We start from the raw sequence: 25,787 nt of genomic DNA, 5'->3' as shown, positions 1-25,787 counted from the left end.
AAGTGGGAGAGGAAAAGGTGGGGATCAGTCAGCGATGGAGATGTCGCCAGAGAGAGCGTCGAGCATCTGCAGAATCTCGGGCTCAAGCGTTGCGGCGTAGATCTCGGACTTAACCCGGAGATGCGCGCGATATTGAGCGGGCGAAATGACCGCATCGGGGTGCGCGCGTTTCAGGGATTGGTGCAGGCGCTTTTCGATGCACTGCGCCTGGTGTCCGGTTTTGATGCAAACCATCCGCAGGATTGTTCCGTCGATCTCGGGACCGCACATCAACTGATAGTACAACCGGCTTTTCGGATTCCGGGAAAACCCGAGCTTCACGACGGGTGCCTGCCCATGGTCTGCCCCCAACGAGTGGTCCAGTTTGAATGTTAGTGCATGGTTGGCCTTTGGTCTATTGGGACGATGCTTTTGGGCGCTGGTGGACGGTATCCCAGAGCGCTGTGTGGTCTGACGGTGTTGTAATGGCGACGCCATCGCTCGATCAGGATTTGGGCCTCGCGCAGCGATGAGAAGACCTCGCCGTTCAGCAACTCGTCCCGAAATCGGGCGTTGAAGCTCTCGCAGTAGCCGTTTTCCCATGGCGATCCAGGCGCAATGAAGGCAGTTTTGGCACCCACCGCGCCGATCCAGGCGCGCACCTTCTTGGCGATGAATTCTGCGCCATTGTCTGACCTTATGTATTCCGGCGGACCGCGCAGGATGAACAGGTCAGTCAAGGCGTCGACCACGTCGACGGAATTGAGCTTGCGTTTGACACGGATCACCAGAGCCTCCTTCGTGAACTCGTCGATGATGTTGAGCGTGCGGAAGATCCGCCCGTCATGGGTTCGATCCTGGACGAAGTCATAGGACCAGACATGGTTCGGACGCTCCGGTCGCAGCCGAACACACGACCCATCGTTCAGCCAGAGCCGACCCTTCTTGGGTTGTTTTTGCGGGACTTTCAGCCCTCCCGCCGCCAGATCCGTTCGACGCGCTTGTGATTTACATGCCAGCCGCTGTTGTTCAGCATTCCGGTAATCATGCGATATCCATAGCGTCCGAACTCTTCTGTCAGTGCGATGATGTCATCGGTCAGCCGTTCTTCGTCCGGCAGGCCGAGAGGCACCTTGCGCTGTGTCGAGCGATGCTGACCCAATGTGCGACAAACCCGGCGCTCTGATAAGCTGAGAGTCTGCCGCACATGGTCGATACATCGACGGCGGCGGGAAGGGCTTAAAAGTTTCCCCGTGCAGCCTCGGTCAGGATCACCTTGTCCAGCGTCAGATCCGACACGGCACGCCTAAGCCGGGTATTCTCAGTCTCCAGCTCCTTCAGCCGTTTGAGCTGATCTCGACTCATGCCACCATACTCTTTGCGCCATCGATAATAGGTCGGTTGTGTCACGCCGATCTGTCGAACGGCATCAGCAATCGAACGTCCTTGCCCTTGCAGCACTTCAACCTGCCGCAGCTTCAGCACGATCTCTTCGGGGTTGTCTCGCTTTCCTGCCATCTCTGGTCCTCCTGAAATGGGATAATACTATCCCAGTTGGTGGACCACTTCAGTGGGGGCACTCCAACGGCGTTTCAGTGATTGGTAAATCGCGGCAGGTGACGACGCCAGGCGGCGCTGCAGGATCTGGAGAGCGAAACCAACGTTATTGCGCTTCTTGCCATCTTCGGCGGCGAAACGCTGAACTCGGTTCATTTCGTTGCGCACGTATTCCGTGACCGCTGCGTAGAGTTCTGCCTCTTCGGGCGAAAGCTCATATTTCACAGTGTAGGCGCGGCGCTCAGGGAACAGCGGGCGGCCATCGAAACGCAGCAGCTCTTCTTTTGTCAGTCGGCGCATCATGTCCGCGGTATCGGCATAATGCACGCCATCGCGGAAGCGGCCTTCAAAACGGTCGCCGTCCAGCAGCGCCATGAAAAGCTGAAAATCCTGCTCATGGCCATTGTGCGGCGTGGCAGACATCAAGAGAAAGTGGCGACAGGCTTCACCAAGACGCTGCCCCAAACGATATCGCTTGGTGTACTTGGCTTCTCCACCAAAATACGTCGCCGACATGCGGTGGGCTTCATCGCAGATGATCAGGTCCCATTCTGTGGATTGGGCCAGCTTTTCTTGCAGATCATCATTACGCGCCAATACATCCAGCCGCGCGATCATGCGGTTGCGATCATTGAACGGATTTCCCGAACGGGAATTCTCAATCATGTCCCGCGTAAGAATATCAAATTCCAACCCGAACTTTTCACCAAGTTCATCCTGCCATTGTTCAACCAGACTTCCGGGAGCAACAACAAGGCATCGCTCAAGATCACTGCGGGCGATCAATTCTTTGATCAACAAACCCGCCATAATCGTTTTGCCTGCACCAGGATCATCAGCCAAAAGAAAGCGCAATGGTTGGCGCGGCAACATTTCACCGTAAACAGCAGAAATCTGATGGGGCAATGGATCAACAAGGCTGGTGTGAATAGCCAGATATGGATCAAAGTAATGGGCGAGCTTTATGCGATTGGCCTCGGTCACCAGCCGCAGGAGATCGCCGTCAGCATCAAAAGACCAAGCACGCCCTCGCGCATCAATCTCGATGCGCGCCTGATCATCACGGTAAAGCGTGGTTTCAGCCACGCCGCTGCCTTGGACCCGATAGACAAGGTTGATGGCTTGATCGCCAATCCACTCGACCGACACGACTTCGACAGGCTGTCCAGGAACAATGCCTCGGACAGAAGCGCCGTTCTTGATGTCTTCCAAAGTTGTCATCCGGCTCTCCCCATCCACGCGCCAACAAAGAGAATCGGCACAAGTCACTACAGAACATAAAACTCGTCGGCGAAACGCTTGGAAGCGTAGCAAATTTGCACATTCAGACGCTAATTTCAGATCTGGGTGCAAGCAAGGGAAGAAGACAACCTGCTGATGACAGCCAAAAAAGCAATTCATCGTCGGATTGCTCGTCTCGTGTAGCACTCCCCACACGAATTGACAAACCTGCCCCTCCTGACCACGCCCCGATCATCCCAAGCCAGCGGCCGGAGGAGACTCCCGCGCGCTTTCGGCTTGCCCCCCCTTGGCATGGTTCCTCCCCGGCCCCGAACGTATGCGGGGGGGCGCAGCGCGGCATTTCGCTAGCGACAGGCACTTTCACCGGGGAATCCAGGCGGAAGCCACCTGCCGCTCGATTTTGGAAAAAGCGACTCATTATCAAAGACTTGCGGAATCACGGTCTTGGCGTGCTGGATTCTTTTCGGAATCCAGGGAATCCAGTTTGTGGAAGCCACCCTGCCGGAAGCCAGCCAGCGGAAGCCACCCCGTAAGAAGCCATTGAATCCACGTCATTTTTTCATTTGACAAAGCTGCCCCCCTTGACCTACCTATTGATCATCGAAGAATAGTGCCCGCAGGGATCCCCTCGCGGGCATTTTCGTTTCCCCCACATTGCGGACCCCGATCCTGTCGCTGGCCATGTTGCCCGCGCGCGTCGGCACGTCCGCCCCACCTCAAATGAGAACCGCCCATGGACCTGGTCTTCGCACCGAGCCAGATCGAGACGTGGCCGATTGATCGGCTGCGCCCCTATGCCCGCAACGCCAAGATCCATGGCACGGACCAGGTCGCCAAGATCGCCGCCAGCATGGCCAAGTTCGGCTGGACCGTGCCCTGCATGGTGGCCGACGACGGCGAGCTGATTGCCGGGCATGGTCGGGTGCTGGCGGCTGCGATGCTCGGGTTAAAGGACGTGCCGGTGATCCGCCTCAGCCACCTCGACGAGGCGGAGCGCCGGGCGTACCGCATCGCCGACAATAAACTGACCGAGTTGGGCGAATGGGACGAGGCGATGTTGCGCGACGAGATCGCGGGGCTGCTGGCCGATGATTTCGACTTGTCGCTGCTCGGGATCACCGACGAGGATCTGGACGCCCTGCTGCGCGATCCGGATCAGGAGGAAGGTGGTGCCGTCGAGGGTGAGGACGACATTCCCGAACCGCCGGTCACGCCCGTATCGGTGGCAGGTGATCTTTGGCAGCTGGGGTCGCACCGGCTGATCTGCGGTGACAGCACGTCCGCAGATGTGGTCGGGCGTCTGCTGGGCGATGTGAAACCGCTCTTGATGGTGACCGATCCGCCCTATGGCGTGGAGTATGATCCCTCTTGGCGCAACCACGCGGGCGCGGCCAAGACCAAGCGCACCGGCAAGGTGCTCAACGATGACCGGGCGGATTGGCGAGAGGCTTGGGCGCTGTTCCCTGGCGACGTGGCTTACGTCTGGCACGGCGCGCTGCACGCAGCGACCGTCGCGGAAAGCCTGATGGCGGCGGGCTTTGCGGTGCGGTCACAGATCATCTGGGCCAAGGATCGGCTGGTTCTGAGCCGGGGAGATTACCACTGGCAGCACGAACCCTGTTGGTATGCCGTGAAAAAGACCGGCAAGGGTCATTGGGCGGGGGATCGCAAGCAGACGACGCTGTGGCATATCTCCGGCAAGGACCAGGACGTGGCCACCGTTCACGGCACCCAGAAGCCGGTTGAATGCATGCGCCGCCCGATCCTGAACAATTCCAGCCCGGGTCAGGCAGTGTTTGAGCCGTTCATGGGATCCGGCACAACGCTGATAGCGGCGGAAACCACGGGCCGCATCTGCTTCGGCATCGAGTTGAACCCCGCCTATGTCGATGTTGCCATCGAGCGCTGGCAGCAGTTCACCGGCGCGAATGCTGTGCTGGCAGAAACGGGCGAAACCTTCGCCCACCTGAAGGCCAAGAGGCTGGCGGCATGAACAACGCAGAGTCCAACATGCCTGGCACCATCCACACGCCAGACGTAATCGAAATCCGCATCCTGATCAGCGCCATGGCCGACAATCGCGCCATGATCGCCGAGACCAAAACCGGCCCTCGCCTGAACACCCTGCAACAGGATCTGACTGCGGCTCGGCAGCGCCTGGCCGTGCTGTTTGGCAAACGCCACGGCTGGCGCCTGTCCAAGTCGGACTTTTCTCCCGCTGTGCTGGCGCGCGGGGGACTGCTTAACGGACGCGGCTATCATGTCGATCCCTGGCCGCGCGACCTTGTCGATCACGCCTATTTCTACCGCAAAGACCGGAAAGCCGCCGCCGTGACCGCCCATCTCTACGGTATCTTCGATTATGCGAAGCGGCGGGACACTGAGGCCACGGCGGCTCTCCACGGGCTGCGCGTCATTTGGCCCGACGATTTCCCCAGCTGGTGGCTCCCGGGCCGGACGACGTTGGTGGTCTACACGCCCTTGACCGGATACGCGTAATGATGATGCAACCTGACCGGATTGAGCACTGGCCCCTCGCCCGCATCAAACCCTACGCCCGCAACGCCAAAACCCACGATGTCGACCAGGTCGCCAAGCTCGCTGCCAGCATGGCCGAGTTCGGCTGGACCGTGCCGGTGCTGGTCGCGGCCGACGGGGAGTTGATCGCGGGTCACGGTCGCATCCTGGCCGCCGCACACCTGGGACTGCCCGAGGCCCCGGTGATCGTTCTGGGCCATTTGACCGAGGCGCAGCGCCGGGCCTATCGCATCGCTGACAATAAGTTAACCGAGCTTGGCGGCTGGGATGAAGCCCTTCTCTTGCAGGAACTGCAGGCGCTTCTGGCAGAGGATTTCGATCTCGGGCTGATCGGGATCCCCGAGGATGAACTGGACGCTCTGCTGGCAGACGCCGACGACCGCCCGGCGATTTCCGACGACGACGCCGATGCTATCCCCGAACCACCTACTGAGCCCATCACCAAGCCGGGCGATATCTGGGCGCTGGGCAAGCATCGGCTGTGCTGCGGCGACGCAACGGATCCTGCCGCCGTGGCCAGATTGATGCAGAGCGAACTGGCCACGCTGATGTTCACTTCGCCACCCTACGCCCAGCAGCGCGACTATGGCGCGGCCAAGGAAAAAGTCGGCGATTGGGATGGGTTGATGCAGGGCGTCTTCACCGCAGCACCGGTCACCGCCGAGGCGCAACTGCTGATCAACCTTGGCCTCGTCCACCGCGACAGTGAATGGCAACCCTACTGGGAAGGATGGGTCGAATGGATGCGCAAATCTGGCTGGCGACGGTTTGGCTGGTATGTCTGGGATCAGGGGCCGGGCCTGCCGGGAGACTGGAACGGCCGCCTGGCCCCGTCGCACGAGTTCATTTTCCACTTCAACCGCGCTCCCCGCAAACCGCACAAAACTGTCCCGTCCAAACACGCAGGCGAGACCCTTGGCGGCGGTGGGCTGCGCGGGGCCGACGGCACCGTCCATGCCAAGACCGGCACCGGGAACGCAATCCAGAGCCACCGCATCCCGGACTCGGTGTTCCGGATCATGCGCCACAAAGGCGGGCTGGGCGCTGCCGGATCGCACCCGGCCGTGTTCCCGGTTGCACTGGTCGAGGCAGTGCTGACGGCGTTTTCGGATCCCGGCGACATGATCTATGAGCCGTTCTGCGGTTCCGGCACCCAACTGGTCGGCGCAGAACGCGCTGGACGGCGCTGTTTCGCGATGGAGCTGGACCCGGTCTATTGCGACGTCGCGGTGCGGCGGTGGGAGATGGCGACGGGGAGGGTGGCAACGGTCGTCCCAAAGTGACTCTGCTGAAGAAAACCGCCGATGTCTGCTGTGCGGACCAAGCGGCCTTTACCTTGCGCAACCTGAGTTACAAAACCGGACAAACAAACAGAAGACCGGGCGTAACGGCCTCTGGCGCTGTTAGGCGTTGATGAAGAAGTATCGAAATATCCCATACACATAGAGAGCCGAGAAGATTACATTGATGTGTTTCAGCTGAGGCTCTGTCCGGAGCCAGCCGCAGAAGACCCAGATCAAGCAAAATGGTAAGCCAAACATCATAGCCGCCAATTGCCAATCCTGAACGATGGAAACCGTGCTAAACAGGCCCAGCAATAGGGCTGCCCACTTAAGCGGCTGCTCATATGCAGCCAACTTCAAAAGTGTCATAATTAAAACTTTCGGATAAGCAGCGCCGTTGACCCAGCGTTCTGCTATATTGTCTCATAGCAAATGAATGACATCACGACAACACAGACACATCGAGCTCATCGCGACCTCAGCCGATCCGATACACCGATCCCCTGCCGTCGACCTTCGTCGCAGTGATCGCCAACCCCAGTTTCTTCTTCAGCACCCCGGAAATCACGCCCCTCGCCGTGTGCGACATCCAGTCGGTCGCTGCGACGATTTCGGCGATGGTGGCACCCTTATCGGTCTGCAGCATCTCGATCAACATCGCCTGCTTGGTTCCGGGGCGCAGGGTCGGCGGCTTCGGTGGCGTTGCCTTTGCGGCATGTTCGCGGATGGCGACCAAGGTCTTGACGACCACCGGTTCGATCCCGATGGCCAGCAACCCGGCATCGGTGACCACCAGCGTCGTGCCGTGCCCATCGCCGGTTTCGCGCCAGAGCGGTTCATTCCGGCGCAGGTTGGCGTCGACCTCCTGCAGCCAGCCGCGTTCCATCATCTTGGTGACGGCCATCTTCGCCGCTGCACCGTGCAACCCCTTCGGCAGCGGCAGGGCAATGTTCTCGGGGCGCTGGGCCCCGGCACTGAGGATGATAGTCTGGGTTTCGGTGAGTTTCGTCATGGCGGATTCCTCCTATTGGTCGTGCGTGGCAAGGAAAGCAGTGATGCGGGACATGAGGTCATTGTGGCCATCGGCATCGGTCCCGATGATCACATCACCATCGTCGTCGCGTTCCAGATCGGCGATTTCGCGCAGCAAGGCGATAGCATCGTCGCAGGCCACGAGACGTTCGGCCTCCCACGCGGCGGTGATCGCGTCCTGTTCGATCTGGTGGCGCTGGGCGGGATCAAGCGGCATGCTCGCCCTCCTTGAAAGCGCTGTCGGTGATCTGGCTCAGCAAGCTGGCATAATGGTTCAGCGTGCCGACATCGCCCCAGTTGATCTCGTCGGGGTGGGTCGCGAAATGGTCGTCGCTGAGGGCCTTCAGACGCTCCAGCATCGCGTCGATCTGGAACTTGGTGGTCATGAAGGCGTCGAGGGCTTTGGCGTTATCAGTCGCGCGGCGGGTGGTCATGGCGGGGGTTTCCTTGGCTGAGTTGCATCGTTTTCGTGTAATCACCATCGCTCCAGCGGGAGCACTAGTGTAGGTAATTCCAAGCAATATCAGTGCTTTTTGATTACACTCGGTCCGCATCGGCCTTTGGTTTGATCGCCACCCACTGGCATCCGATCCACATGTAGAGATGCGCAAACTCACGCGTCGGGCGCGGCAGGATGCGGGGATCGCGGGGCGGGCTGAAGCAATCCAGCGCCTCGGGGGTAACCTGCCGGATTTCGCGGGCGGCAAGGATGTCCTCGGGCTTCCACTGCGCCAGTGCGGGCAGCATGTGGACCGGGTAGCCGTCGAAGTGCACATAGACATGCGCCCATTCCTCCGGCCCGATCTGGATGGCGATCTGCGCGCGGGTGCTCATGGCCCTGCTTCAGATCAGCTGCAGGTCGACCAGCACGGCGCTAGCGGCAGCCAGTTGCGCAGTCGGCAGGTCGATCTTGATGTGCGAGAACAGGTCCGAGCAGTCTGCGCGGACGCCCGCTTCTTTGAGCGCGTCCTCGATACCGGCGGCGACGCTGTTCATGCGCGAACGGTCCAGATGGTCGGGCAGCGTGGCGATGTCGATGCGGATGGTGGTGGTGGCGGTCATGATCTTGTCCTTTCAGGGTTGGGTTGCGGCGCCAGTGCCAGTGCTGCGGCCAGCTTCAAAGGCCTCTTCCAGCGCATCGCGGATCGCCCAGACGGCCACATCATGGAAGTCGAGCCGGTCGCGATTGCGGGTCTCCAGCGTTTCGATGAAGAACCGGCGCTGGGCGATATCGAGGATCAAAGCTTCGCGGGCGGCCTCGGGGGTGGGTTTGCGTTTGGCCATGATCACTCCTCCCAGCGGTGTTCGGGGTGAGTCGTGCGCGCGCGGGCTTCCTCGCGCATCATCTCGTGGGCGCGTGCCATCTCGACCATCCCGTCGGCCTGGCTCATCCGCCCCGACATGACTTCATCCATCACCCAGTTCACCCGCTCCTGCGCGGGGCTGGTGTGGCCCCGCCATCCGTCGCTCATCGAGCTGTGTCCCATCTTTTCCTGTGCGCGCATGGTGGCCTCCGATCCTCAAGTAAGGGGTGCGATACACCCGTTTGCCTTGCACCATGAATCGCTCTATCGCGGAGTGTAATCAACTGAATAAGATCGTTATTTCCGTTTAATTCCAATATCTTGAGGTTGAAGCAATCGCCATGGAAGGTATGTCCGAACGCCAGTATTCCGCCCACTCCGGCCTCTCGCGCGGGGCGATCCAGAAGGCACGCAGGGCCAGCCGCTTGGTGGTTTACAGCGACGGGTCGATCAACGCGGCAGCGTCTGATGTGCGCCGTGCCGACATGACCGACCCCGACCAGCAACGGCGCAGCACCGGCGGCGGCGATAGCGGGTTTTCCGGGCCTGCCGACAGTTCTTCGTATCTGAAGGCCCGCACCGCGCTGACGGTCTACCAGGCGCAGGACAAGCAGCTTGGCATCCAGAAGAAGAAGGGCACGCTGGTCGACCGCGCCCGGGCTGAGGCACTGGTGTTTCGCCTCGCGCGGCAGGAACGGGACACATGGGTCACCTGGCCCAGCAGAGTGGCCGCACTGATGGCGGCCGAAATAACCGCGGAGGTGGAAAAACAATCCGGCAAACCGGTGCGACCGGAGCGACCGGTGATCATCGAGGCCGCGATCCTGCAGAGGGTGTTGGAAGCCCATGTCAGACAGCACCTCGAAGCCCTCGCCGATCTCCGGGTCAGCCTCGGATAGCGACAACACGGCCAGCGATGACCTGACCGCAGACCTCGATCTGGGGTTTGACGGGGCCGAGGATATCTTGCGCAGCTGGCGCAAAGGCATGCGCCCGGATCCTGATCTGACGGTGTCGGAATGGGCGGATGCGCATCGCTGGCTGTCCTCGCGTGCTGCGGCCGAGCCGGGACGATATCGCACCGCGCGAGCGCCCTATCTGCGCGAAATCATGGATGCGCTGTCGCCCCGCCACCCGGCGCAGCGCATCTCGTTCATGAAAGCGGCGCAGGTTGGGGCGACCGAGGCTGGCAACAACTGGATTGGCTTTGTGATCCACCACGCGCCGGGTCCGATGCTGGCGGTGCTGCCGACGGTGGAAATGGCCAAGCGTACCTCGCGCGGGCGGCTCGACCCCTTGATCTCGGAAAGTCCGGTGCTGCGTGCACTGGTCAATCCGGCTCGCTCGCGCGATGCGGGCAATTCGATGCTCTCGAAGGAATTCCAAGGCGGCATCCTGGTGCTGACCGGCGCAAATTCTGCGACAGGTCTGCGGTCAATGCCTGCGCGGTACATCTTTCTCGACGAGGTTGACGCCTATCCGGCCTCTGCCGACGAGGAAGGCGATCCGGTCACACTGGCCGAGGCCCGCACCACCACCTTCTCGCATCGGCGCAAGGTGTTCATGGTCTCGACCCCGACGATCCGGGGCATCAGCCGGATCGAGCGGGAATACGAGGCATCCGATCAGCGTCGGTACTTCGTGCCCTGCCCACATTGCGGCGCGATGCAGTGGCTGCAGTTTGAGAGGCTGCGCTGGGACAAAGGACGGCCCGACACGGCGTCCTACCATTGCGAGGGCTGCGAGAAGCCCATCGCCGAGCATCACAAGACGCAGATGCTGGCGGCAGGAGAGTGGCGGGCGACGGCGACCTCAGTTGATCCGCATTCCATCGGCTTCCACATCTCGGCGCTCTATTCGCCGCTGGGCTGGAAAAGCTGGCAACAGATCGGGCGGGACTGGCTGGCTGCACAGGGTTCAGAAGAGATGCTGCGCGCCGCGCGCAACACCCTGCTGGGCGAAACTTGGGTCGAAAGTGGCGACGCGCCGGAATGGCAGCGGCTGGCAGAACGGCGCGAAGCCTATGGTGGTGTGCAGGTCCCTGTCGGTGGTCTGTTCCTGACCGCCGGTGTCGATGTGCAGAAGGACCGCATCGAAGTCGACGTCTGGGCCTGGGGCCGGGACAGGACAAGCTGGTTGGTCGATCACATCGTCATCGCGGGCGGTCCCGACGATCCGCAGTGCTGGGATAAGCTGACCGCGCTGCTTGGACGGACTTGGGCCTGTGCCAATGGTGCTGTGATGTTGATCGGCAAGCTGGCGATCGACACCGGCTATGAAGCCCCGGCGGTTTACGCGTGGGCGCGGAAACAGGGGTTCGACCAGGTTTCGCCAATCAAAGGGCTGGAAGGCTTCAACCGGGCCACGCCGGTGTCGGGGCCGACCTTTGTCGATGCGACCATCGGCGGCAAACGTCTGCGGCGGGGCGCGCGCCTGTGGTCTGTGGCCACGGCGACGTTCAAAACCGAGACCTACCGTTTCCTGCGGTTGGAACGTCCCTCGGACGAAGATCGGGCGTTGGGCGTCTGTGATGCTCCCGGCACCGTGCATCTGCCCGACTGGATCGACACCGAATGGCTGAAGCAGTTGGTGGCGGAACAGCTCGTCACCGTGCGCAACAAGCGCGGCTACAGCCACCCCGAATGGCAGAAAATGCGCGAGCGCAACGAGGCGCTGGACTGCCGGGTTTATGCCCGGGCGGCGGCGTGGATCCTCGGGGCTGATCGCTGGGACGAGGCGACCTGGCGGCGGCTGGAAGAACAGGCCGGGGTCGAGACCAAGCCTCAGATGCTCGCAGCCATACCTGCAGCGACAGATGCCCCGACCGCGCCCAAGGCCGGAAAACCAACGACGCCACGGCGGAAACGCCGGGCTTACACACCAAACTTCATGAGGGATTGAGATGGATCTGGAACGGATGCGCGCCTTGCTGGCGGCACTGCAGGAAGCGCGCTACGCGGGCGTCCGCTCGGTCAGCTATGACGGCAAATCGATCAACTATGGCTCGGACGCGGAACTGGCGAATGCGATTGCCGATCTGGAAGGTCGGATTGCCACGGCCAATTCTGGCAGGCCACGACGCCGCCGCTGGGGCACTGTCGCCTCGAAGGGTCTGTGACCGATGGCGTTTGAGGCTTTCCGCCAGCGCATCGGCAGCATCATTGGCGGGTTTGACGCGGCGCAGGCGCATCGTCGCCTGCGCGGGTTCCGGGCCAGCCGCGCGCATGTGAATACTCTGATCGCAGCCTCGGGCGACACCATCACCGCCCGTGCCCGCTGGCTGGTTCGGAACAATGGCTATGCGGCGAATGCGGTAGAAAGCTTCGCTAGCAATGTCGTCGGCGATGGGATCAAACCCTCCTCGACCATCGCCGATGCGGCCAAGAAGGAAGAATTGCAGGCGCTGTGGCTGGCCTGGACCGATGACGCTGACGCGGAAGGCCTGACCGACTTCTACGGGCTGCAGCGCCGGGCCGCCCGCGAGGTGTTCTTGTCGGGCGAGGTCTTCTTCCGCATACGGCCCCGCCGGGTGGAAGACGGCCTAACCGTTCCACTGCAACTGCAGATGCTGCCTGCCGAGATGCTGCCCTTGGACATGAACCGCACCCTACCGGGCGCAGGGCTGATCCGCCAAGGGATCGAATTCGACGGCATTGGCCGCCGCGTCGCCTATCATTTCCTGCGCCGCCATCCGGGTGATCTGACCGACCCCGGCCTCACCAATGAGACCGTCCGTGTGCCCGCCGCAGATGTGATCCATGTTCTCGACCCGGTCGAGGCAGGCCAGTTGCGCGGTGTGTCCCGCTTTGCAGCCGCAATCGTCAAGCTGTTCACGCTGGACCTCTATGACGACGCGGAACTGGAACGCAAAAAGATCGCGGCGATGTTCGCGATGTTCATCACCTCGCCTGCCCCGGAAACCCCGCTGGAACCGACTGAAGAGGATTTGGAGGTTGAGCCCGGCCAAGTGGTGCGGCTGGACCCCGGCGAGGATGTCTCGACGCCAGCCACACCGGACTCCGGCGGCACCTATGAGCTGTTCCAATACCGGACCTTGCTGCAAGTCGCGGCGGCGTTGGGCATCCCCTACGGCTACCTGACGGGCGACACCGCCAAGGGTAACTTCTCCAACACGCGTATCTCGCTGATCGAATTCCGCCGTCGCATCTCGGCCTTGCAACATGGCGTGCTGGTGTTCCAGCTCTGCCGCGCGGTGTGGTCTCGCTGGATGGACGTGGCGGTGCTGTCCGGTGCTATCGACCTGCCCGGCTATGATCAACAACGCCGCCAATATCAGGCCTGCGACTGGTTGCCGACCAAATGGGACTGGATCGATCCGATGAAGGACGCGTCCGCAGAGATCCTGCAGATCGAGTCCGGCCTGAAATCCCGCACGCAGGCGATCTCGGAACGGGGCTATGACGCCGAACAGGTCGACCGCGAGATTGCCGCCGAGCGCAAACGCGAATTGTCACTGGGTCTCGACTTCCGGCGTCCAGGATCCCCGGCACAGGGGCCGGGCGCTGCCAGCGGCAAGGATGACAAACAGGGCGACGAAAAGGACGACGATGCGCCGGAAGATGCCGAAGACGAACCTGCCCCCAAGGATGAACCGTGATGCACCACGCCCAGATCGCCCAGCGCGCCTTCAACACACCCCTGATGGTGGACCCAGCCAAGGCGCTGGCGTTTCTGTCCGGGCTGGGGCCTCGCATTACCGGACAGGAAATCACCTTCCATGGGCTGGAAATCGACGCTTCGGAGCAAACAGCGGCCGCCATGCCTGCCCGCGCCTCTTTGTTCGGAAATGACCTCGCCCAGCGCCACCAGCGCAACGGCAGCCAACCCTATGCCTTGATCGACGGCATTGCCGTGATCGAAATTGCGGGCACACTTGTGCACCGTGGTGCATGGATCGGGCAATCCTCGGGTCTGACCTCTTATGAGGGCATCGCTGCCCAGCTTCAGGCAGCGTTGATCGATCCCGGCGTTCGCGGCATTGCGTTGGACATCGACAGCTTCGGTGGCGAGGTCGCTGGCGCCTTCGATCTGGCCGACCGCATTCGGGCGGCGCGATTGCAGAAGCCGGTCCACGCCTTTGTCGCCGAACATGCGCTATCGGCTGGCTACGTTCTGGCATCCCAGGCCGACCGCATCGTCCTGCCTCGCACCGGGGTGGTCGGCAGTATCGGCGTGGTCGCTCTGCACACCGATATGAGCGGAGCGCTGGATCAAAAGGGCATCGCCGTCACCATGATCCATGCGGGCGCGCACAAGATCGACGCCAATCCGTACCAGCCGCTGCCGGAGGCGGTACACGACCAGATGCAGCGCGAGCTGGAGGTGGTCCGCTTTCTCTTCGCGGAAACCGTTGCTGCAGGGCGCGGGGATCGTCTGACCCATACCGCCGCACTTGCCACCGAAGCGGCCGTGTTTCGCGGTGCCAATGCCATCGCGGCCGGTCTTGCCGACGATCTCGCCGATCCCGTCACCGCCTTTCGTTCCTTCTCCGCCGCGCCCCGCGGCACCACTCCCCCCAGCAGAAAGGGTCCACAGATGACCACGTCCACCGATACACCGAACCCGGCACCGACAGCCGTCGCAAATCCCACACAGACGACAACGACGGCCGCACCAACGATGCCCGTGTCGTCGGTTGCAGTGGCACCCAATCCGGTTTCGATGTCAGCCGACGCAGTTCGCATTGAAGCAGCCGAGGTCGCGCAGGTCTGCGCGCAGGCCGCCCGGCTCGGGGTCCAAATCGACGCGGCTGACGCGGTCTCGCGTGGCTTGAAGCCTGAAGCCCTTCGCGCCCGCGTCCTGGCCGATCTGGCCGCCCGCAGCGATGCCGCTGGCATCATCGCCACCGCCCCGGCTGCAGCGGCTGCAAAAGACAGCCCGATCATCGCAGCTGCCAAAAAGGCTGCAACCGACGCCAAGCGCTGATCCAGCGCCCGCTTCCCCCACCCCAAAACATGGAGACTGACCAATGCCCGTCCTGACGGAACAGCCCAGCATGGGCGATGTCCTCAAATATGAGGTCAACCCGAACTACACCCGCGAAGTCATCACCCTGTTGATTGGCATGCCCTATCCGGTCGGCTCGGTCCTCGGGCGCATCACAGCCAGCGGCAAATACAAGCTGGCCACCAGCGGTGGCGCAGACGGTGCGCAAACCGCCACGGCCGTCTTGCTCTATGCCGTCGACGCCACGCTTGCCGATGCCACTGGCATTGTGGTCGCGCGCGGCCCCTCGATCGTGTCGCGCGCAGGTCTGGCCTACGACGGCACCGTCGATGACGCACCGAAGATCACCACCAAGCTCGGCCAGCTTGCGGCCGTCGGCATCATCGCCCGCGACGGCGTCTGACGCCCAACGGCGCGGCGCATCCACATCCATCCCTCTTTCCCCCGGAGCACCCCATGACCCTTGTCCGCAATCCCTTTGACGCTGGCGGCTATTCGCTGGCCGAGATGACGCAGGCCATCAATATCCTGCCCAACCTCTACACCCGCCTCGGCCAGATCGGCCTCTTTCGCTTCGAGGGCGTCAGCCAGCGCTCGGTGATCATCGAGCAGTATGAGGGTGTGCTGAACCTGCTGCCCTCGGTGCCTCTGGGCGGTCCCGCCACTGTCGGCACTCGGGAGGGCCGGTCCATGCGGTCCTTCGCGCTGCCGTGGATCCCGCATGATGACGTCATCCTGCCCGGCGACATCCAAGGCCAACCGGCGCTGGGCGTTTTCGATGGCGCCGACCCGCTGGTCGAGGTGATGAACCGCAAATTGCAGCTGATGCGCCGCAAGCATGCCCAGACCCGCGAATACATGGAAATGAACGCGCTGCGCGGCATTGTCAAAGACGGCGCCGGGGCCACCCTCTACAACTACTTCACCGAGTTTGGTCTGGCGCAAATCTCGGTCGACTTTGTGCTGGGCACACCTGGCACCAATGTTCAGGGCAAGGTCCGCGAGGTCTTGCGGGCGATGGAGGACAACCTGCTGGGCGAAAGCATGAACGATGTGCATGCCCTCGTCAGCCGGGAATTCTTCGACAAGCTGATCGCGCATCCGAAGACCGAGGAAGCCTACAAGTTCTACGCCGCGACCGGCGCGCAGCCGTTGCGCCAGGATGTGCGGCGCAACTTCCCCTTCGCGGGCATCGTGTTCGAGGAATATTCGGGCACCGTCACACTTTCCACGAAGGCGACCGAACGGCTGGTCCCCGCCAGTGAAGGCATCGCCTTTCCGCTGGGTACAATGGACACCTTCACCACATATGGCGGCCCGGCCAACCTGCTGGAGGCAGCGAACACCATGGGCTTGCCCCTCTATGCCCGCCAGCATCTGGATGAAAAGGGGCGCTGGATTGACCTGATGACCGAGGCCTCGATCCTGCCGGTGAACAAGCGGCCGCGCATCGCGATCCGCATTCACACCTCGAACTGACGGGTCCACCATGAACGTCTTTGTTGCCGCCATGGACCGCATCTATGCCAACCCGTCCATGGCGGTGGCCGCATTGTGGATCTCGGCCACCACGTCAGAGGAAATGCCAATCCGTGTCATACGTCGCGCCCCGGACCGCATCACCGAATTCGGGGCGGCGCGCTTCGTCAGCGATACCATGATGGTAGACGTGCGCGTTGCAGACCTGCCCGAGCCCCGCCCCGGCGATCTGATCGTGGTCGGGGCCGACAGCTTCACCATCCAAGGCGAACCTGTCCGCGACCGCGAACGTCTGATCTGGTCCTTGGACCTGCGGCCAACATGAGGCTCAGGATCGAGATTAATCCGGACATCGCCGCTTTGATGCAGGCTGAGATTGCTGCTGGCGAAAAAGCAGTGTCCTCCGCCATGCGCGAGGCTGGCACCTCTCTGAAATCCGCCTGGCGCGGCCAGATCACCGGCGCAGGGCTGGGTACCCGGCTTGCCAACTCGATCCGCCTCGCCAGCTTCCCGAAATCGGGCGAAAGCCTGAACGCGGCGGCGCTGGTCTGGTCAAATGCCCCGGTGATTGTCGGTGCGCATGACACTGGGCCGCTGATCCGCTCGAAGAACGGGTTCTGGCTGGCGATCCCCACCCCAGCGGCGGGCAAATCCACGCGCGGCGGCCGGATTACCCCCGGCGAATGGGAGCGCCGCACTGGCCTGCGCCTGCGCTTCATCTATCGCCGCAGAGGGCCAAGTCTGCTGGTGGCCGAGGGGAGGCTGAATTCGAAAGGCCGGGCTGTCGCGTCAAAGTCCAAGACCGGGCGCGGCATGGCCACTGTCCCGATTTTCCTGTTGGTGCCGCAGGTCAAGTTGCGAAAGCGGCTGGATCTGGCGCGGGATGCGGAACGGGCGGTCGACGGCGTGCCGGGCCTGATCGTGGCAAACTGGGTGGAGCGGAAGCTTGGAAAATGACTGCTCAGCAGAATCCACATCTGGCTTGCATCATTTTGATTTTGCGATGTCGCGGAAACAAAACCGCTTCATGCTTGGAAGTTAGGTGGCGTCGAGACGTGAAACTATTTCTGCCAGAACCACTTCTTGCACTCGCGACGAACTTCCGGAAGGGTTCGGCCAATATCCTCCCGGTGATGAGCTTCCATCCGAGCCAGTTCCCTGCGCTGAGTGTGTCGGTTTGCCCAAAGACGGATCAGCTTCGAGACGGTCTCAAACCACATGGTTCGGCCAGCGACCGGTATGGACAAATGCACTGACCGGGTTTCTGCTGCGAGTCGCAAGTTCCTTCTCCTGCAATGTTGCGGGCAAGCTCGATGGTTCACCGAGATGGCCGATAGCGAGGATCGTCACCGCCAGAAGGTCAGCCGGAATGCCGAGTGACGCACACGCGCGCGCAGCATCGAAGCCGGCCATCTGATGAACGTGGAGCCCCAGGGCAGACGCCTGAAATGTCATATGTGCAACTGCCTGGCCGAGATCGTAACGGGCATGGGCATTCGGACTGCCATCCGGTTTTGATGGACGTTCGAGCGCAAGCACCAAAATGGCGGCATTGCAGGCCCACAGTGCATTCGACTCCTTTAGGCATCCGCAAAGCACATCAAAATCCTGCGTGCCTCGGACCGTATAGACGAATGCCCACGGCTGGAGGTTGTTCGCGGATGGAGACCAACGTGCCGCATCGAACATCGAAGCGATGGTCTCGTTGTCGAGAAGCTGGAATGAGAAAGCCCGCGGGCTCCATCTTGAAGCCAGTATGGCGTGGATCGGGTGATCCGTTCTTGCAGTTTTCTCTGGCATGGTGGGTGTCTCCTTTTCAGGAACTATTGCCACCCTTGCAATTCAAGCCAAAGCGCGTAGTTTTCGATACGGTGTGCTAAAAACTCACAGGGTATCCGGTTTGCCTCGAAAGCTCCCTTCACTCAATGCTGTCAAGGCTTTCGAAGCCGCGGTACGCTGCGGCACGACAGTCGCCGCAGCCGCTGAGACAGGCGTTACTCACGGAGCGATCAGTCGCCAAATCCAGCAGCTGGAAGACTGGATCGGGCGTCCATTATTCAAACGCGATACCGGACGACTGGTTGTTACCGATGCAGGCGCAGCTTTCGCGGAAATCGCCGGACAGGCATTTGACCTTCTCCATGATGGTACACAGGCTCTTCTGGAAGTGAGCGACAACGTTGTGCGCATCACCACGACGGCATCCTTCGCATCGGAGTGGCTGATGCCGCGCCTGTCGGATTTCCGATCGCAACATTCGCACATAGAAATCTGGCTGGAAGAAGGAAAAGAGATCGTCAATCCCCGGTCTGGCGGCTGTGACCTCGCCATCCGGATGGGCCTTGGGGAATGGCCGGGTGTAAATGTGGAGGCGTTCATGAGCGACAGGCTTTTTCCAGTTTGCACACCCGATATCGCCGCCAGGCTCACCCAACCTGACAGTCTCGACAAGTTACCTCTCCTTCACGATGACGATCCGCACGCGCAATGGAGCCAATGGCTGTCACAGGCTGGCATTGCGATGACCCCTGCAATGGCAAAGCGATTTGACCGGGGGGCCCGATTTGCCAGTTCGTCCCTGCTCCTGCGCGCAGCCGCTATGGGTCAAGGCGTTGCCCTCGCTCGCGAGCGCCTGGCGGAAAGCTGGTTGGAGAGCGGAAATCTCGTGCGCCCATTTCCTGTGTCGGTGGAGTTGGACCATGCCTATTGGCTTGTTACGCGGCACGGCATTGAACCTCGCCGCCCGCTGCGCATCTTCATTGCATGGCTAAAGCAGCAGGCATCGCTGACATAAAGTCATAGTCTTCGTTGCTAACCGCGCACCCGCAACTCAGAATCTTGCGACAGCACCATTCCATGCGCGGGGCATGGAGCCGAAACCATTTGCAAGATCATGATCAAGTGAAACCATGCCAACACCCCGCGAGAACATCCTTACCGCGCTGCACGTGCGGCTATCGGAGCTGCCCGCCACCGCTCTGCGCGGCGATGTCCTGCCCGAGCGCGTGCCCGCCGCGGGTCTGCTGATCCTGCGCGATGGCGAACCGGGAGAGCCCGAGGTGACGCTCTCGCCGCTACGCTACCACTACCAACACCGTGCCGAGATCGAGGCGGTGGTTCAGGGTCCAGACCGTGACGCCGCCTTCGACACGCTGATCGCTGCGATAGGCACGGCGCTAAATGCAGACCGCACCCTCGGCGGTCTCTGCGATTGGGTTGAACCAGAAGCCCCAGCTTCGGTCGACTTGCCGATTGAGGGCGCGGTGGCGCTCAAAGCGGCGTTGATCACCGTCGTGTTGCACTACACCACCACCGGCCCTCTGGCCTGACACCCCGTATAATTAGGAGAAAGATATGGCACGTGCGCAAGGTGCGCGGGCGCAGATGGCGCTTGCGTATGAGACGGTTTACGGCACCCCGCCGGTGAGTGGGTTCACTAAAATGCCGTTTGCCAGCACCTCGCTGGGATCGGAGCAGCCGCTTCTGAACAGCGAGTTGCTTGGTTATGGCCGCGACCCTCTCGCCCCGATCAAGGATGCGGTGACGGCCGATGGCGATGTGATGGTGCCGATCGATGCCGAAGCCTTCGGGTTCTGGCTGAAGGCGGCCTTCGGCGATCCGACCACCTCTGGCGTGGGGCCCTACACCCATGAGTTCCGCTCGGGCGGCTGGACCCTGCCATCGATGTCGATCGAGACCGGCATGCCCGAGGTACCGCGTTTTGCGATGTATTCGGGCTGCGTGCTGGATCAGCTGTCGTGGCAGGTGCAACGCTCTGGCCTACTGACAGCCACCGCCCGGCTGGTGGCACAGGGCGAGACCATTGCGATTACGACCAGCGCGGGCACCCCTGCTGAACTGGCGCTGAAGCGGTTCGGCCATTTCAACGGTGCGATCAGCAGGAACGGCAGCGCCCTCGGCAACGTGGTCTCGGCCGAAATCACCTATGCCAACAACCTCGACCGGATCGAGACCATCCGCAGCGACGGCAAGATCGACGGGGCAGACCCGTCCATCGCAGCACTGACCGGCCGGATCGAGGTTCGCTTTGCCGACAGCACGCTGGTGACGCAGGCAATCAACGGCGATCCCTGCGAGATCAGCTTCGCCTATGTCCTGCCCTCGGGCGAAAGTTTCACCTTCACGGTCCACGCCGTTTACCTGCCGCGCCCCCGGATCGAGATTTCCGGGCCGCAAGGCGTGCAGGCGACATTTGACTGGCAAGCGGCGAAAGCCGCCAGCCCCGCCCGCATGTGCACCGCAACCCTGATCAACGATATCGAGGCATACTGATGATCCGTCTGAACCTGACCGCCACGCCGCAATGGCTGGACCTCGCACCTGGCCTGCGCCTGCTGGTAGGCCCCCTGACCACCGCCCTGATGGTATCGGCCCGCGCCGATCCGGCAATCGAAGGACTGCCCGATGGTGCTTCCCAAGAGGAACTGGCGCTGGCCATGGCGAAAGCCGTGGCCCGCCGCGCAGTGCTGGATTGGGAGGGCGTGGGAGATGACGCGGGCAATATCGTGCCCGTCACCCCCGAGGGCATCGACGCCCTTCTGGAAATCTGGCCGGTCTTCGAGGCCTTCCAGACTCAATACGTCGCCAAGGGTCTGATCCTGGACGCGGAAAAAAACGTCTCCGCGCCCTTGCCGAGTGGTCCTTCGGCGGGGGCGACCGCTACTGCACGGCCTGCACGGGGCGCTGCCCCGACTGCCCCACAAGACTGAACCAGCCACAAACGCCGGAGGGCTGGCAGGTCTGGGATCTGGTCGGCCGCCTCGGGGGCCAGCTGCGGGTCATCCCCGGCGCGGTCCTCGGATGGGACATGGGCGCGGCCCTCGCCCTCGCACAGGCGCTGGGCGTGAACGCCCTGATCGCCGCCGAACTGCTGCCCGAGATCGAGGCGGTGATGGTCCGCAAACTGAACGAACAAATGGAAGGAAGCCGCGATGGCTGAAAAACGCGTATCCGTCCGCCTTGTGGCAGAGGGCGGCCGCCAGGTCCGCGCCGAGTTGGAAGGTGTGGGTGATGCCGGGGCGCGGGGCTTCGGGCGGCTGTCGCGCGAGATGGACATGGCGAATGCGCGCGTTGCCGCCTTTGCCCGCCGCGCGACGGTGGCTGCTGCGGCCGCCACTGCGGCACTGGCGGCGGCGGGCGTGGCGATGATCCGCTCGGGGCTGCAGACCGTCGATGCGCAGGCCAAGATGGCACAATCGCTCGGCACGACGGTCGCCAGCCTTCAGGTGCTGGAGCGCGCGGGCGATCTGGCGGGCGTGTCGATGGGTCAGGTCGAGCAAGCCACCGTGCAGCTGACGCGGCGGCTGAGCCAGGCGGCCGCCGGAACCGGACCAGCGGTCGATGCCTTGGACCGCCTGCACCTCTCGGCCGAGGAGTTGCAACGCCTGCCGCTGGATGCGCGCATCGCGGCCATTCAGGAGGCGCTGGGGCAATTTGTCCCCGAGGCCGAACGCGCGGCGGTGGCCTCGCAGCTCTTCGGCGACCGCGCGGCCCTGGTGTTCACCCGGATCGACACGGCGACACTGCGCCAGGCGACCGAGGATGTGCTTGCCTTCGGAGTGGTCGTCTCGGAGCAGGACGCAGACCAGATCGAACGAACCAATGACGCAATCTCGCGTCTCGGCCTGATCTGGCGCGGGCTGTCGAACCAGCTCGCTGTCGCTGCAGCGCCTGCCTTGGAGGCGGTGGCCAACGCCATGGCCGCTATTGCCAGCCGCACCGGGCCACTGGGCATCGCGATCAAGGCTCTGTTCGACAACATCGGGCGGCTGACGACTTATGCCGCCACCTTCGCGGGCATCATGGCCGGGCGCTGGGTGGCGGGCATGGCGGCGGCGGCGCTTTCCGTGCGCGGGTTGGCTACGGCGCTGGTCATCCTGCGTGGCGCCTTGATCCGAACCGGCATCGGCGCGCTGATCGTCGGCGCAGGCGAACTGGTCTATCAGTTCACCCGGCTGGTGGCCCGGGTTGGTGGCGTTGGAGAGGCGTTCCGGTTGCTTGGCGATCTGGCCAAGGAGGTCTGGTCGCGGATGGGGTTGGCGCTGGATGGTGCATTTGCGCGCATGGCGGCCGGGTGGGAGAGGATGAAGGCCGCAAGTCTCACGGCACTTGAGGGCACCATCGCGGGGGTTGTCAGCTTCGGCGACAGGTCAGTGGCGATCTTCCAGGGCGCTTTCGATGCGATGAAGGCGATCTGGGGCAGTCTGCCCGGCGCCATCGGTGACTTTGCCTTTCAGGCCGCAAATGGGTTGATCTCCGGCGTCGAGGCGATGCTGAACGGTGTCGTCACCCGGATCAACAGTTTCATCAACGGCTTGAATGCTGCTCTGGCGCTGCTGCCGGAATGGGCGACGGGTGAAGGTGGGGTCCGGATCGGCACGCTGGAGCCGGTGGACCTGGCGCAGATCGGCAACCCGTTCGAGGGTGCGGCAACCGCAGCGGGTGCCGCCGCAGGTGATGCCTTCTCCGCCGCGCTGTCGCGCACTTATCTTGAACCACCCGATCTGGGGCTTGCCACAATGGCCGACGACGCCCGGGCCCGCGCCGACGGCTATCACGAGGCGGCGGGAATGCTCGCAGATGCCGCTGGTCGCCCACTGGCAACCTGGCAAGCGCTGCGCGACGCGGTAACCGGCAGCGGGGCGGAGGCTGAAGCCGCACTGGCCGATGCTGCGGCCTCGGCGGATGCGCTCGGGCTCGAGCTGGACGAGACTGCCGCCGCTGCCGGTGGTTCGGGAGCCGCGGCGCGCGCTGCCGGGGCAGCAGCAGCCGAGGGCGCGGAACAGGCCGCAATAGGCTGGGGCGCAGTCACGGCAGCGCTCGCCGTCTATGCCTCAAAGGCCCGCGATATCGGTGGCGATATCGGCCAGACACTGGTCGGCGCATTCCAGAGCGCCGAGAATGCCGTGGCCACCTTCGTCAAAACCGGCAAGCTCGACTTCCGCGACCTCGTCACCTCGATGATCGCCGATCTGGCAAAACTGGCGGCGCGGCGCTTCATCCTCGGTCCTATAGCCACTGCCCTCTCAGGCGCGCTGGGCGGTGCGGGTGGATTGTTCGCAGATATCCTGCATGCAGGCGGCACGGTCGGATCGCCGGGCCCGGGCCGCATGGTCCCTGCGCTGACCTTCGCGAGTGCCCCGCGTATGCATGCGGGCGGCTGGGCGGGACTTCGACCGGACGAGGTTCCGGCTATCCTGCAGCGCGGGGAACGGGTGCTGTCGCGGCGGGAGGCGGCGGGCTATGGCCAGTCCAGCGCCGCGCCCGCCGTCAACGTCACCATTATGTCCCGCGATGCCGAAAGCTTCCGGCAATCGCGCACGCAGGTCGCGGCCGACATCGCCCGCGCCGTGTCGCTGGGCCGGAGGGGCATGTGATGGCGTTTCATGAGGTCAGGTTCCCCGACAATATCAGCCGTGGCGCGCGGGGCGGCCCGGAACGGCGCACCCAGATTGTCGAGCTGGCGAGCGGCGACGAAGAACGCAATGCCAGCTGGGCCAACTCGCGCCGCCGCTATGATGTGGCTTATGGTATCCGTCGCGCCGATGATCTGGCTTTGGTCGTCGCCTTCTTTGAGGCGCGCAACGGCCGCCTGCATGGCTTTCGCTACAAGGACTGGGCCGATTACAAATCCTGCCTGCCATCGCAAGCGGTGGCTCCGACCGACCAACCCATCGGCACTGGAAATGGTGCGGTCACAACCTTCGGCCTCCTGAAACGTTACACTTCCGGCGCGCAAAGCTGGACCCGCGTCATCGTCAAACCTGTCGCTGGCACCGTCCGCCTTGCCTTGAACGGCGTCGAACAGATGACCGGCTGGAGCGTCGATACCACCAACGGCAGTGTCTCTTTCGCTGCCCCTCCCGGCGCAGGCGTTGCGATCACGACAGGCTTCGAATTCGATGTGCCCGTCCGCTTCGACACCGACACGCTGGACGTGACCCTCGATATCGAGCGGCTCGGGTCAATCACGTCCATCCCTCTTCTGGAGATCCGCAGATGAAATCGCTCTCGCCTTCACTGCAGACGCATCTGGACGATGGCACCACCACCTTGTCCTGGTGCTGGCGGATTTCGCGAGCGGACGGCATGGCGCTGGGCTTCACCGATCATGATCGCGCCCTCAGCTTTGACGGCACTGAGTTTGAACCGGAGAGTGGGTTTGCGGCCTCGGAAATTCGCTCCGGCTCTGATTTGGCCGTCGATGCACAGGACGCAAGTGGCGTGCTGACCTCGGACCGGATCACCGAGACCGACATCTTGGACGGGCGCTGGGACAATGCGGCGGTGGAGCTGTGGCGGGTGAACTGGGCCGACACCAGCCAGCGGGTGCTGCTGCGGCGCGGAGCGGTCGGGCAAATCCGGCGCGGGCGTATGGCGTTTGTCGCCGAGGTGCGGTCACTTGCGCATATCCTTGGCCAGACTGTCGGGCGCACGTTTCAGGCGGGGTGTGATGCGGCGTTGGGTGATGCGCGTTGCGGGATCGATCTGGAAAACGGCGTTTATAAGGGCTCGGGCGTGGTCACGGACCTGTTGCGCGACCGAGCGTTCATGGCGTCTGGTTTGCCCGGCTTTAACGCTGGCTGGTTCACATCCGGAACAGTCACCTGGACCAGCGGTGCCAATGCCGGGCGGATCACTGAAGTTCTGGCTCATGGCCTGACCGATGCCATCGCCACCCTGACCCTCTTGGAAGCCCCGGTGCGCGCCTTCGCCGAGGGAGACAGCTTTATCGCGCGGGCGGGCTGCGACAAGCGCATCGCCACCTGTGGGGCGAAGTTCGCCAACACCGCCAACTTTCGCGGGTTCCCGAACATCCCTGGACAGGATGCCGTGTTGCGCTACGCCAGCCAAGACGGCGGCCATGAAGGAAGCGTGCTGTGATGAACGACGTTTCCGTTGCAAACGGCGGGCGGCAGTGCATCGTCTCACGATGCACGAGAGCCATCGCTGATCCCGTCCTCGTTGTCGCCACAGCGCGGGCATGGCTCGGCACGCCCTATCACGACCAAGCCAGCCTGCGCGGGGTGGGTTGCGACTGCCTCGGGCTGGCACGCGGCGTCTGGCGCGACGTCGTCGGGAACGAGCTTTTTCCGATCCCGCCCTACAGTCGGGATTGGGGCGAAACAGGGCCGCACGAGGTGCTGGCGAACGGTGCCGCATCGATGTTGATCCCGATTGCAATACGTGATGTCGGTCCCGGCGCGCTGGTCCTGTTCCGCATGGCTCCGCGCGCCATTGCAAAGCATGTGGGCATCCTGACCGCGCCTGACAGTTTCATCCATTCCTACGAGCGCCTTGGCGTCGTCGAGGAAATCCTGACCCCGACATGGCAGCGGCGCATTGCCTTCGCTTTTCTGTTTCCACCCTCCCACAGCATCTGAAA

At 62.8% G+C, this 25,787-nt stretch carries 32 protein-coding genes and 1 pseudogene; 21 read left to right on the top strand and 12 right to left on the bottom strand.

What is annotated here, in order from left to right:
• Window positions 1–24 precede the first annotated feature (24 nt).
• The 3 genes and pseudogenes from H9529_RS16625 to H9529_RS16615 all read right to left on the bottom strand — a co-directional run bounded on the left by H9529_RS16625 (window position 25) and on the right by H9529_RS16615 (window position 2,757).
• Window positions 25–321, bottom strand: a complete 297-nt coding sequence (locus H9529_RS16625; RefSeq protein WP_143033599.1) for a hypothetical protein — start codon at window positions 319–321, stop codon at window positions 25–27.
• Window positions 322–371: 50 nt separating this feature from the next.
• A pseudogene (locus H9529_RS16620) lies at window positions 372–1,497 on the bottom strand (IS3 family transposase).
• A 27-nt stretch (window positions 1,498–1,524) separates the two neighbouring features.
• A complete protein-coding gene (locus tag H9529_RS16615; protein ID WP_223814221.1) occupies window positions 1,525–2,757 on the bottom strand; it encodes a DEAD/DEAH box helicase in 1,233 nt (410 codons plus the stop codon).
• Window positions 2,758–3,511: 754 nt separating this feature from the next.
• Here H9529_RS16615 and H9529_RS16610 point away from each other — a divergent pair.
• The 3 genes from H9529_RS16610 to H9529_RS16600 are packed head-to-tail and all read left to right on the top strand — an operon-like array spanning window position 3,512 to window position 6,599.
• Window positions 3,512–4,771 carry a site-specific DNA-methyltransferase gene (locus H9529_RS16610; RefSeq protein WP_092892433.1) on the top strand — a complete coding sequence of 420 codons (1,260 nt, stop codon included), beginning with the start codon at window positions 3,512–3,514 and terminating at the stop codon, window positions 4,769–4,771.
• Window positions 4,768–5,277: a hypothetical protein gene (locus H9529_RS16605; RefSeq protein WP_092892435.1), complete on the top strand. Its 510-nt coding sequence runs from the start codon at window positions 4,768–4,770 to the stop codon at window positions 5,275–5,277. Before H9529_RS16610 ends, H9529_RS16605 begins: the two co-directional genes overlap by 4 nt.
• Window positions 5,277–6,599, top strand: coding sequence for a site-specific DNA-methyltransferase (locus H9529_RS16600; protein ID WP_092892437.1), 1,323 nt, complete (start codon window positions 5,277–5,279; stop codon window positions 6,597–6,599). The genes H9529_RS16605 and H9529_RS16600 overlap by 1 nt, the downstream gene beginning before the upstream one ends.
• 120 nt (window positions 6,600–6,719) lie before the next feature.
• Here H9529_RS16600 and H9529_RS20830 read toward each other — a convergent pair whose 3' ends face one another.
• From H9529_RS20830 to H9529_RS16565, 8 genes are all read right to left on the bottom strand, one after another.
• On the bottom strand, window positions 6,720–6,968 hold the full coding sequence (locus tag H9529_RS20830) for a hypothetical protein (RefSeq protein WP_019956332.1): 249 nt from the start codon (window positions 6,966–6,968) through the stop codon (window positions 6,720–6,722).
• A gap of 109 nt (window positions 6,969–7,077) precedes the next feature.
• Window positions 7,078–7,611 carry a DUF3489 domain-containing protein gene (locus tag H9529_RS16595; protein WP_092892439.1) on the bottom strand — a complete coding sequence of 178 codons (534 nt, stop codon included), beginning with the start codon at window positions 7,609–7,611 and terminating at the stop codon, window positions 7,078–7,080.
• 12 nt (window positions 7,612–7,623) lie between these two features.
• Entirely contained in the window at window positions 7,624–7,848 is a 225-nt protein-coding gene (locus tag H9529_RS16590; protein WP_092892441.1) for a hypothetical protein, read from the bottom strand.
• Entirely contained in the window at window positions 7,838–8,065 is a 228-nt protein-coding gene (locus tag H9529_RS16585; RefSeq protein ID WP_092892443.1) for a hypothetical protein, read from the bottom strand. The genes H9529_RS16590 and H9529_RS16585 overlap by 11 nt, the downstream gene beginning before the upstream one ends.
• 103 nt (window positions 8,066–8,168) lie before the next feature.
• Window positions 8,169–8,465 (bottom strand): hypothetical protein, encoded by a 297-nt coding sequence (locus tag H9529_RS16580; protein ID WP_092892445.1) that lies wholly within the window; start codon window positions 8,463–8,465, stop codon window positions 8,169–8,171.
• A gap of 9 nt (window positions 8,466–8,474) precedes the next feature.
• On the bottom strand, window positions 8,475–8,693 hold the full coding sequence (locus H9529_RS16575) for a hypothetical protein (protein WP_317889632.1): 219 nt from the start codon (window positions 8,691–8,693) through the stop codon (window positions 8,475–8,477).
• A 12-nt stretch (window positions 8,694–8,705) separates the two neighbouring features.
• Complete coding sequence (locus H9529_RS16570; protein WP_092892449.1) at window positions 8,706–8,915, bottom strand: DUF6900 domain-containing protein; 210 nt, start codon at window positions 8,913–8,915, stop codon at window positions 8,706–8,708.
• A 2-nt stretch (window positions 8,916–8,917) separates the two neighbouring features.
• A complete protein-coding gene (locus H9529_RS16565) occupies window positions 8,918–9,103 on the bottom strand; it encodes a hypothetical protein (protein ID WP_223814220.1) in 186 nt (61 codons plus the stop codon).
• A 173-nt stretch (window positions 9,104–9,276) separates the two neighbouring features.
• Between H9529_RS16565 and H9529_RS16560 the strand changes: the two genes are divergently transcribed.
• Genes H9529_RS16560 through H9529_RS16520 form a run of 9 tightly spaced genes read left to right on the top strand, consistent with a single transcriptional unit; the run spans window position 9,277 to window position 17,338 of the window.
• Window positions 9,277–9,834, top strand: coding sequence for a hypothetical protein (locus tag H9529_RS16560; RefSeq protein ID WP_092892453.1), 558 nt, complete (start codon window positions 9,277–9,279; stop codon window positions 9,832–9,834).
• Window positions 9,782–11,836 (top strand): phage terminase large subunit family protein, encoded by a 2,055-nt coding sequence (locus H9529_RS16555; RefSeq protein WP_190305645.1) that lies wholly within the window; start codon window positions 9,782–9,784, stop codon window positions 11,834–11,836. Before H9529_RS16560 ends, H9529_RS16555 begins: the two co-directional genes overlap by 53 nt.
• Before the next feature lies 1 nt (window position 11,837).
• Window positions 11,838–12,053 carry a phage head-tail joining protein gene (locus H9529_RS16550; protein WP_092892457.1) on the top strand — a complete coding sequence of 72 codons (216 nt, stop codon included), beginning with the start codon at window positions 11,838–11,840 and terminating at the stop codon, window positions 12,051–12,053.
• A gap of 3 nt (window positions 12,054–12,056) precedes the next feature.
• Complete coding sequence (locus tag H9529_RS16545; protein ID WP_092892459.1) at window positions 12,057–13,553, top strand: phage portal protein; 1,497 nt, start codon at window positions 12,057–12,059, stop codon at window positions 13,551–13,553.
• Window positions 13,553–14,881 carry a S49 family peptidase gene (locus H9529_RS16540; protein ID WP_092892461.1) on the top strand — a complete coding sequence of 443 codons (1,329 nt, stop codon included), beginning with the start codon at window positions 13,553–13,555 and terminating at the stop codon, window positions 14,879–14,881. The genes H9529_RS16545 and H9529_RS16540 overlap by 1 nt, the downstream gene beginning before the upstream one ends.
• Window positions 14,882–14,924: 43 nt before the next feature.
• Complete coding sequence (locus H9529_RS16535) at window positions 14,925–15,305, top strand: head decoration protein (protein ID WP_092892463.1); 381 nt, start codon at window positions 14,925–14,927, stop codon at window positions 15,303–15,305.
• A gap of 53 nt (window positions 15,306–15,358) precedes the next feature.
• On the top strand, window positions 15,359–16,381 hold the full coding sequence (locus tag H9529_RS16530) for a major capsid protein (protein ID WP_092892465.1): 1,023 nt from the start codon (window positions 15,359–15,361) through the stop codon (window positions 16,379–16,381).
• Window positions 16,382–16,391: 10 nt separating this feature from the next.
• On the top strand, window positions 16,392–16,706 hold the full coding sequence (locus H9529_RS16525) for a head-tail joining protein (RefSeq protein WP_092892467.1): 315 nt from the start codon (window positions 16,392–16,394) through the stop codon (window positions 16,704–16,706).
• Window positions 16,703–17,338 (top strand): DUF6441 family protein, encoded by a 636-nt coding sequence (locus H9529_RS16520; protein WP_092892469.1) that lies wholly within the window; start codon window positions 16,703–16,705, stop codon window positions 17,336–17,338. Before H9529_RS16525 ends, H9529_RS16520 begins: the two co-directional genes overlap by 4 nt.
• A gap of 252 nt (window positions 17,339–17,590) precedes the next feature.
• Here H9529_RS16520 and H9529_RS16515 read toward each other — a convergent pair whose 3' ends face one another.
• Window positions 17,591–18,181, bottom strand: coding sequence for a nitroreductase family protein (locus H9529_RS16515; protein WP_190305644.1), 591 nt, complete (start codon window positions 18,179–18,181; stop codon window positions 17,591–17,593).
• Here H9529_RS16515 and H9529_RS16510 point away from each other — a divergent pair.
• The 9 genes from H9529_RS16510 to H9529_RS16470 all read left to right on the top strand — a co-directional run bounded on the left by H9529_RS16510 (window position 18,180) and on the right by H9529_RS16470 (window position 25,785).
• The gene (locus tag H9529_RS16510) at window positions 18,180–19,175 is read left to right on the top strand and encodes a LysR substrate-binding domain-containing protein (RefSeq protein WP_190305643.1); all 996 of its coding nucleotides are present in this window, start codon (window positions 18,180–18,182) and stop codon (window positions 19,173–19,175) included. The two genes, H9529_RS16515 and H9529_RS16510, sit on opposite strands and share 2 nt — an antisense overlap.
• 115 nt (window positions 19,176–19,290) lie before the next feature.
• The gene (locus H9529_RS16505) at window positions 19,291–19,710 is read left to right on the top strand and encodes an acyl-CoA transferase (protein WP_092892582.1); all 420 of its coding nucleotides are present in this window, start codon (window positions 19,291–19,293) and stop codon (window positions 19,708–19,710) included.
• A gap of 25 nt (window positions 19,711–19,735) precedes the next feature.
• Window positions 19,736–20,674, top strand: a complete 939-nt coding sequence (locus H9529_RS16500; RefSeq protein ID WP_092892580.1) for a phage tail tube protein — start codon at window positions 19,736–19,738, stop codon at window positions 20,672–20,674.
• Window positions 20,674–21,111 carry a hypothetical protein gene (locus H9529_RS16495; protein WP_092892578.1) on the top strand — a complete coding sequence of 146 codons (438 nt, stop codon included), beginning with the start codon at window positions 20,674–20,676 and terminating at the stop codon, window positions 21,109–21,111. Before H9529_RS16500 ends, H9529_RS16495 begins: the two co-directional genes overlap by 1 nt.
• The gene (locus tag H9529_RS21440) at window positions 21,108–21,341 is read left to right on the top strand and encodes a DUF7697 family protein (protein WP_439822953.1); all 234 of its coding nucleotides are present in this window, start codon (window positions 21,108–21,110) and stop codon (window positions 21,339–21,341) included. The genes H9529_RS16495 and H9529_RS21440 overlap by 4 nt, the downstream gene beginning before the upstream one ends.
• Window positions 21,334–23,778: a phage tail tape measure C-terminal domain-containing protein gene (locus H9529_RS16485; protein ID WP_092892576.1), complete on the top strand. Its 2,445-nt coding sequence runs from the start codon at window positions 21,334–21,336 to the stop codon at window positions 23,776–23,778. The genes H9529_RS21440 and H9529_RS16485 overlap by 8 nt, the downstream gene beginning before the upstream one ends.
• On the top strand, window positions 23,778–24,404 hold the full coding sequence (locus H9529_RS16480) for a DUF2460 domain-containing protein (RefSeq protein ID WP_092892574.1): 627 nt from the start codon (window positions 23,778–23,780) through the stop codon (window positions 24,402–24,404). The genes H9529_RS16485 and H9529_RS16480 overlap by 1 nt, the downstream gene beginning before the upstream one ends.
• Window positions 24,401–25,285, top strand: a complete 885-nt coding sequence (locus tag H9529_RS16475) for a DUF2163 domain-containing protein (protein WP_092892572.1) — start codon at window positions 24,401–24,403, stop codon at window positions 25,283–25,285. Before H9529_RS16480 ends, H9529_RS16475 begins: the two co-directional genes overlap by 4 nt.
• Window positions 25,285–25,785, top strand: a complete 501-nt coding sequence (locus tag H9529_RS16470; protein ID WP_092892570.1) for an NlpC/P60 family protein — start codon at window positions 25,285–25,287, stop codon at window positions 25,783–25,785. Before H9529_RS16475 ends, H9529_RS16470 begins: the two co-directional genes overlap by 1 nt.
• Window positions 25,786–25,787: the final 2 nt, after the last annotated feature.

The sequence above is a fragment of the Roseicitreum antarcticum genome, assembly GCF_014681765.1.
Lineage (GTDB): Bacteria > Pseudomonadota > Alphaproteobacteria > Rhodobacterales > Rhodobacteraceae > Roseicitreum > Roseicitreum antarcticum.
This window is presented reverse-complemented; position numbering and strand designations above follow the sequence as displayed.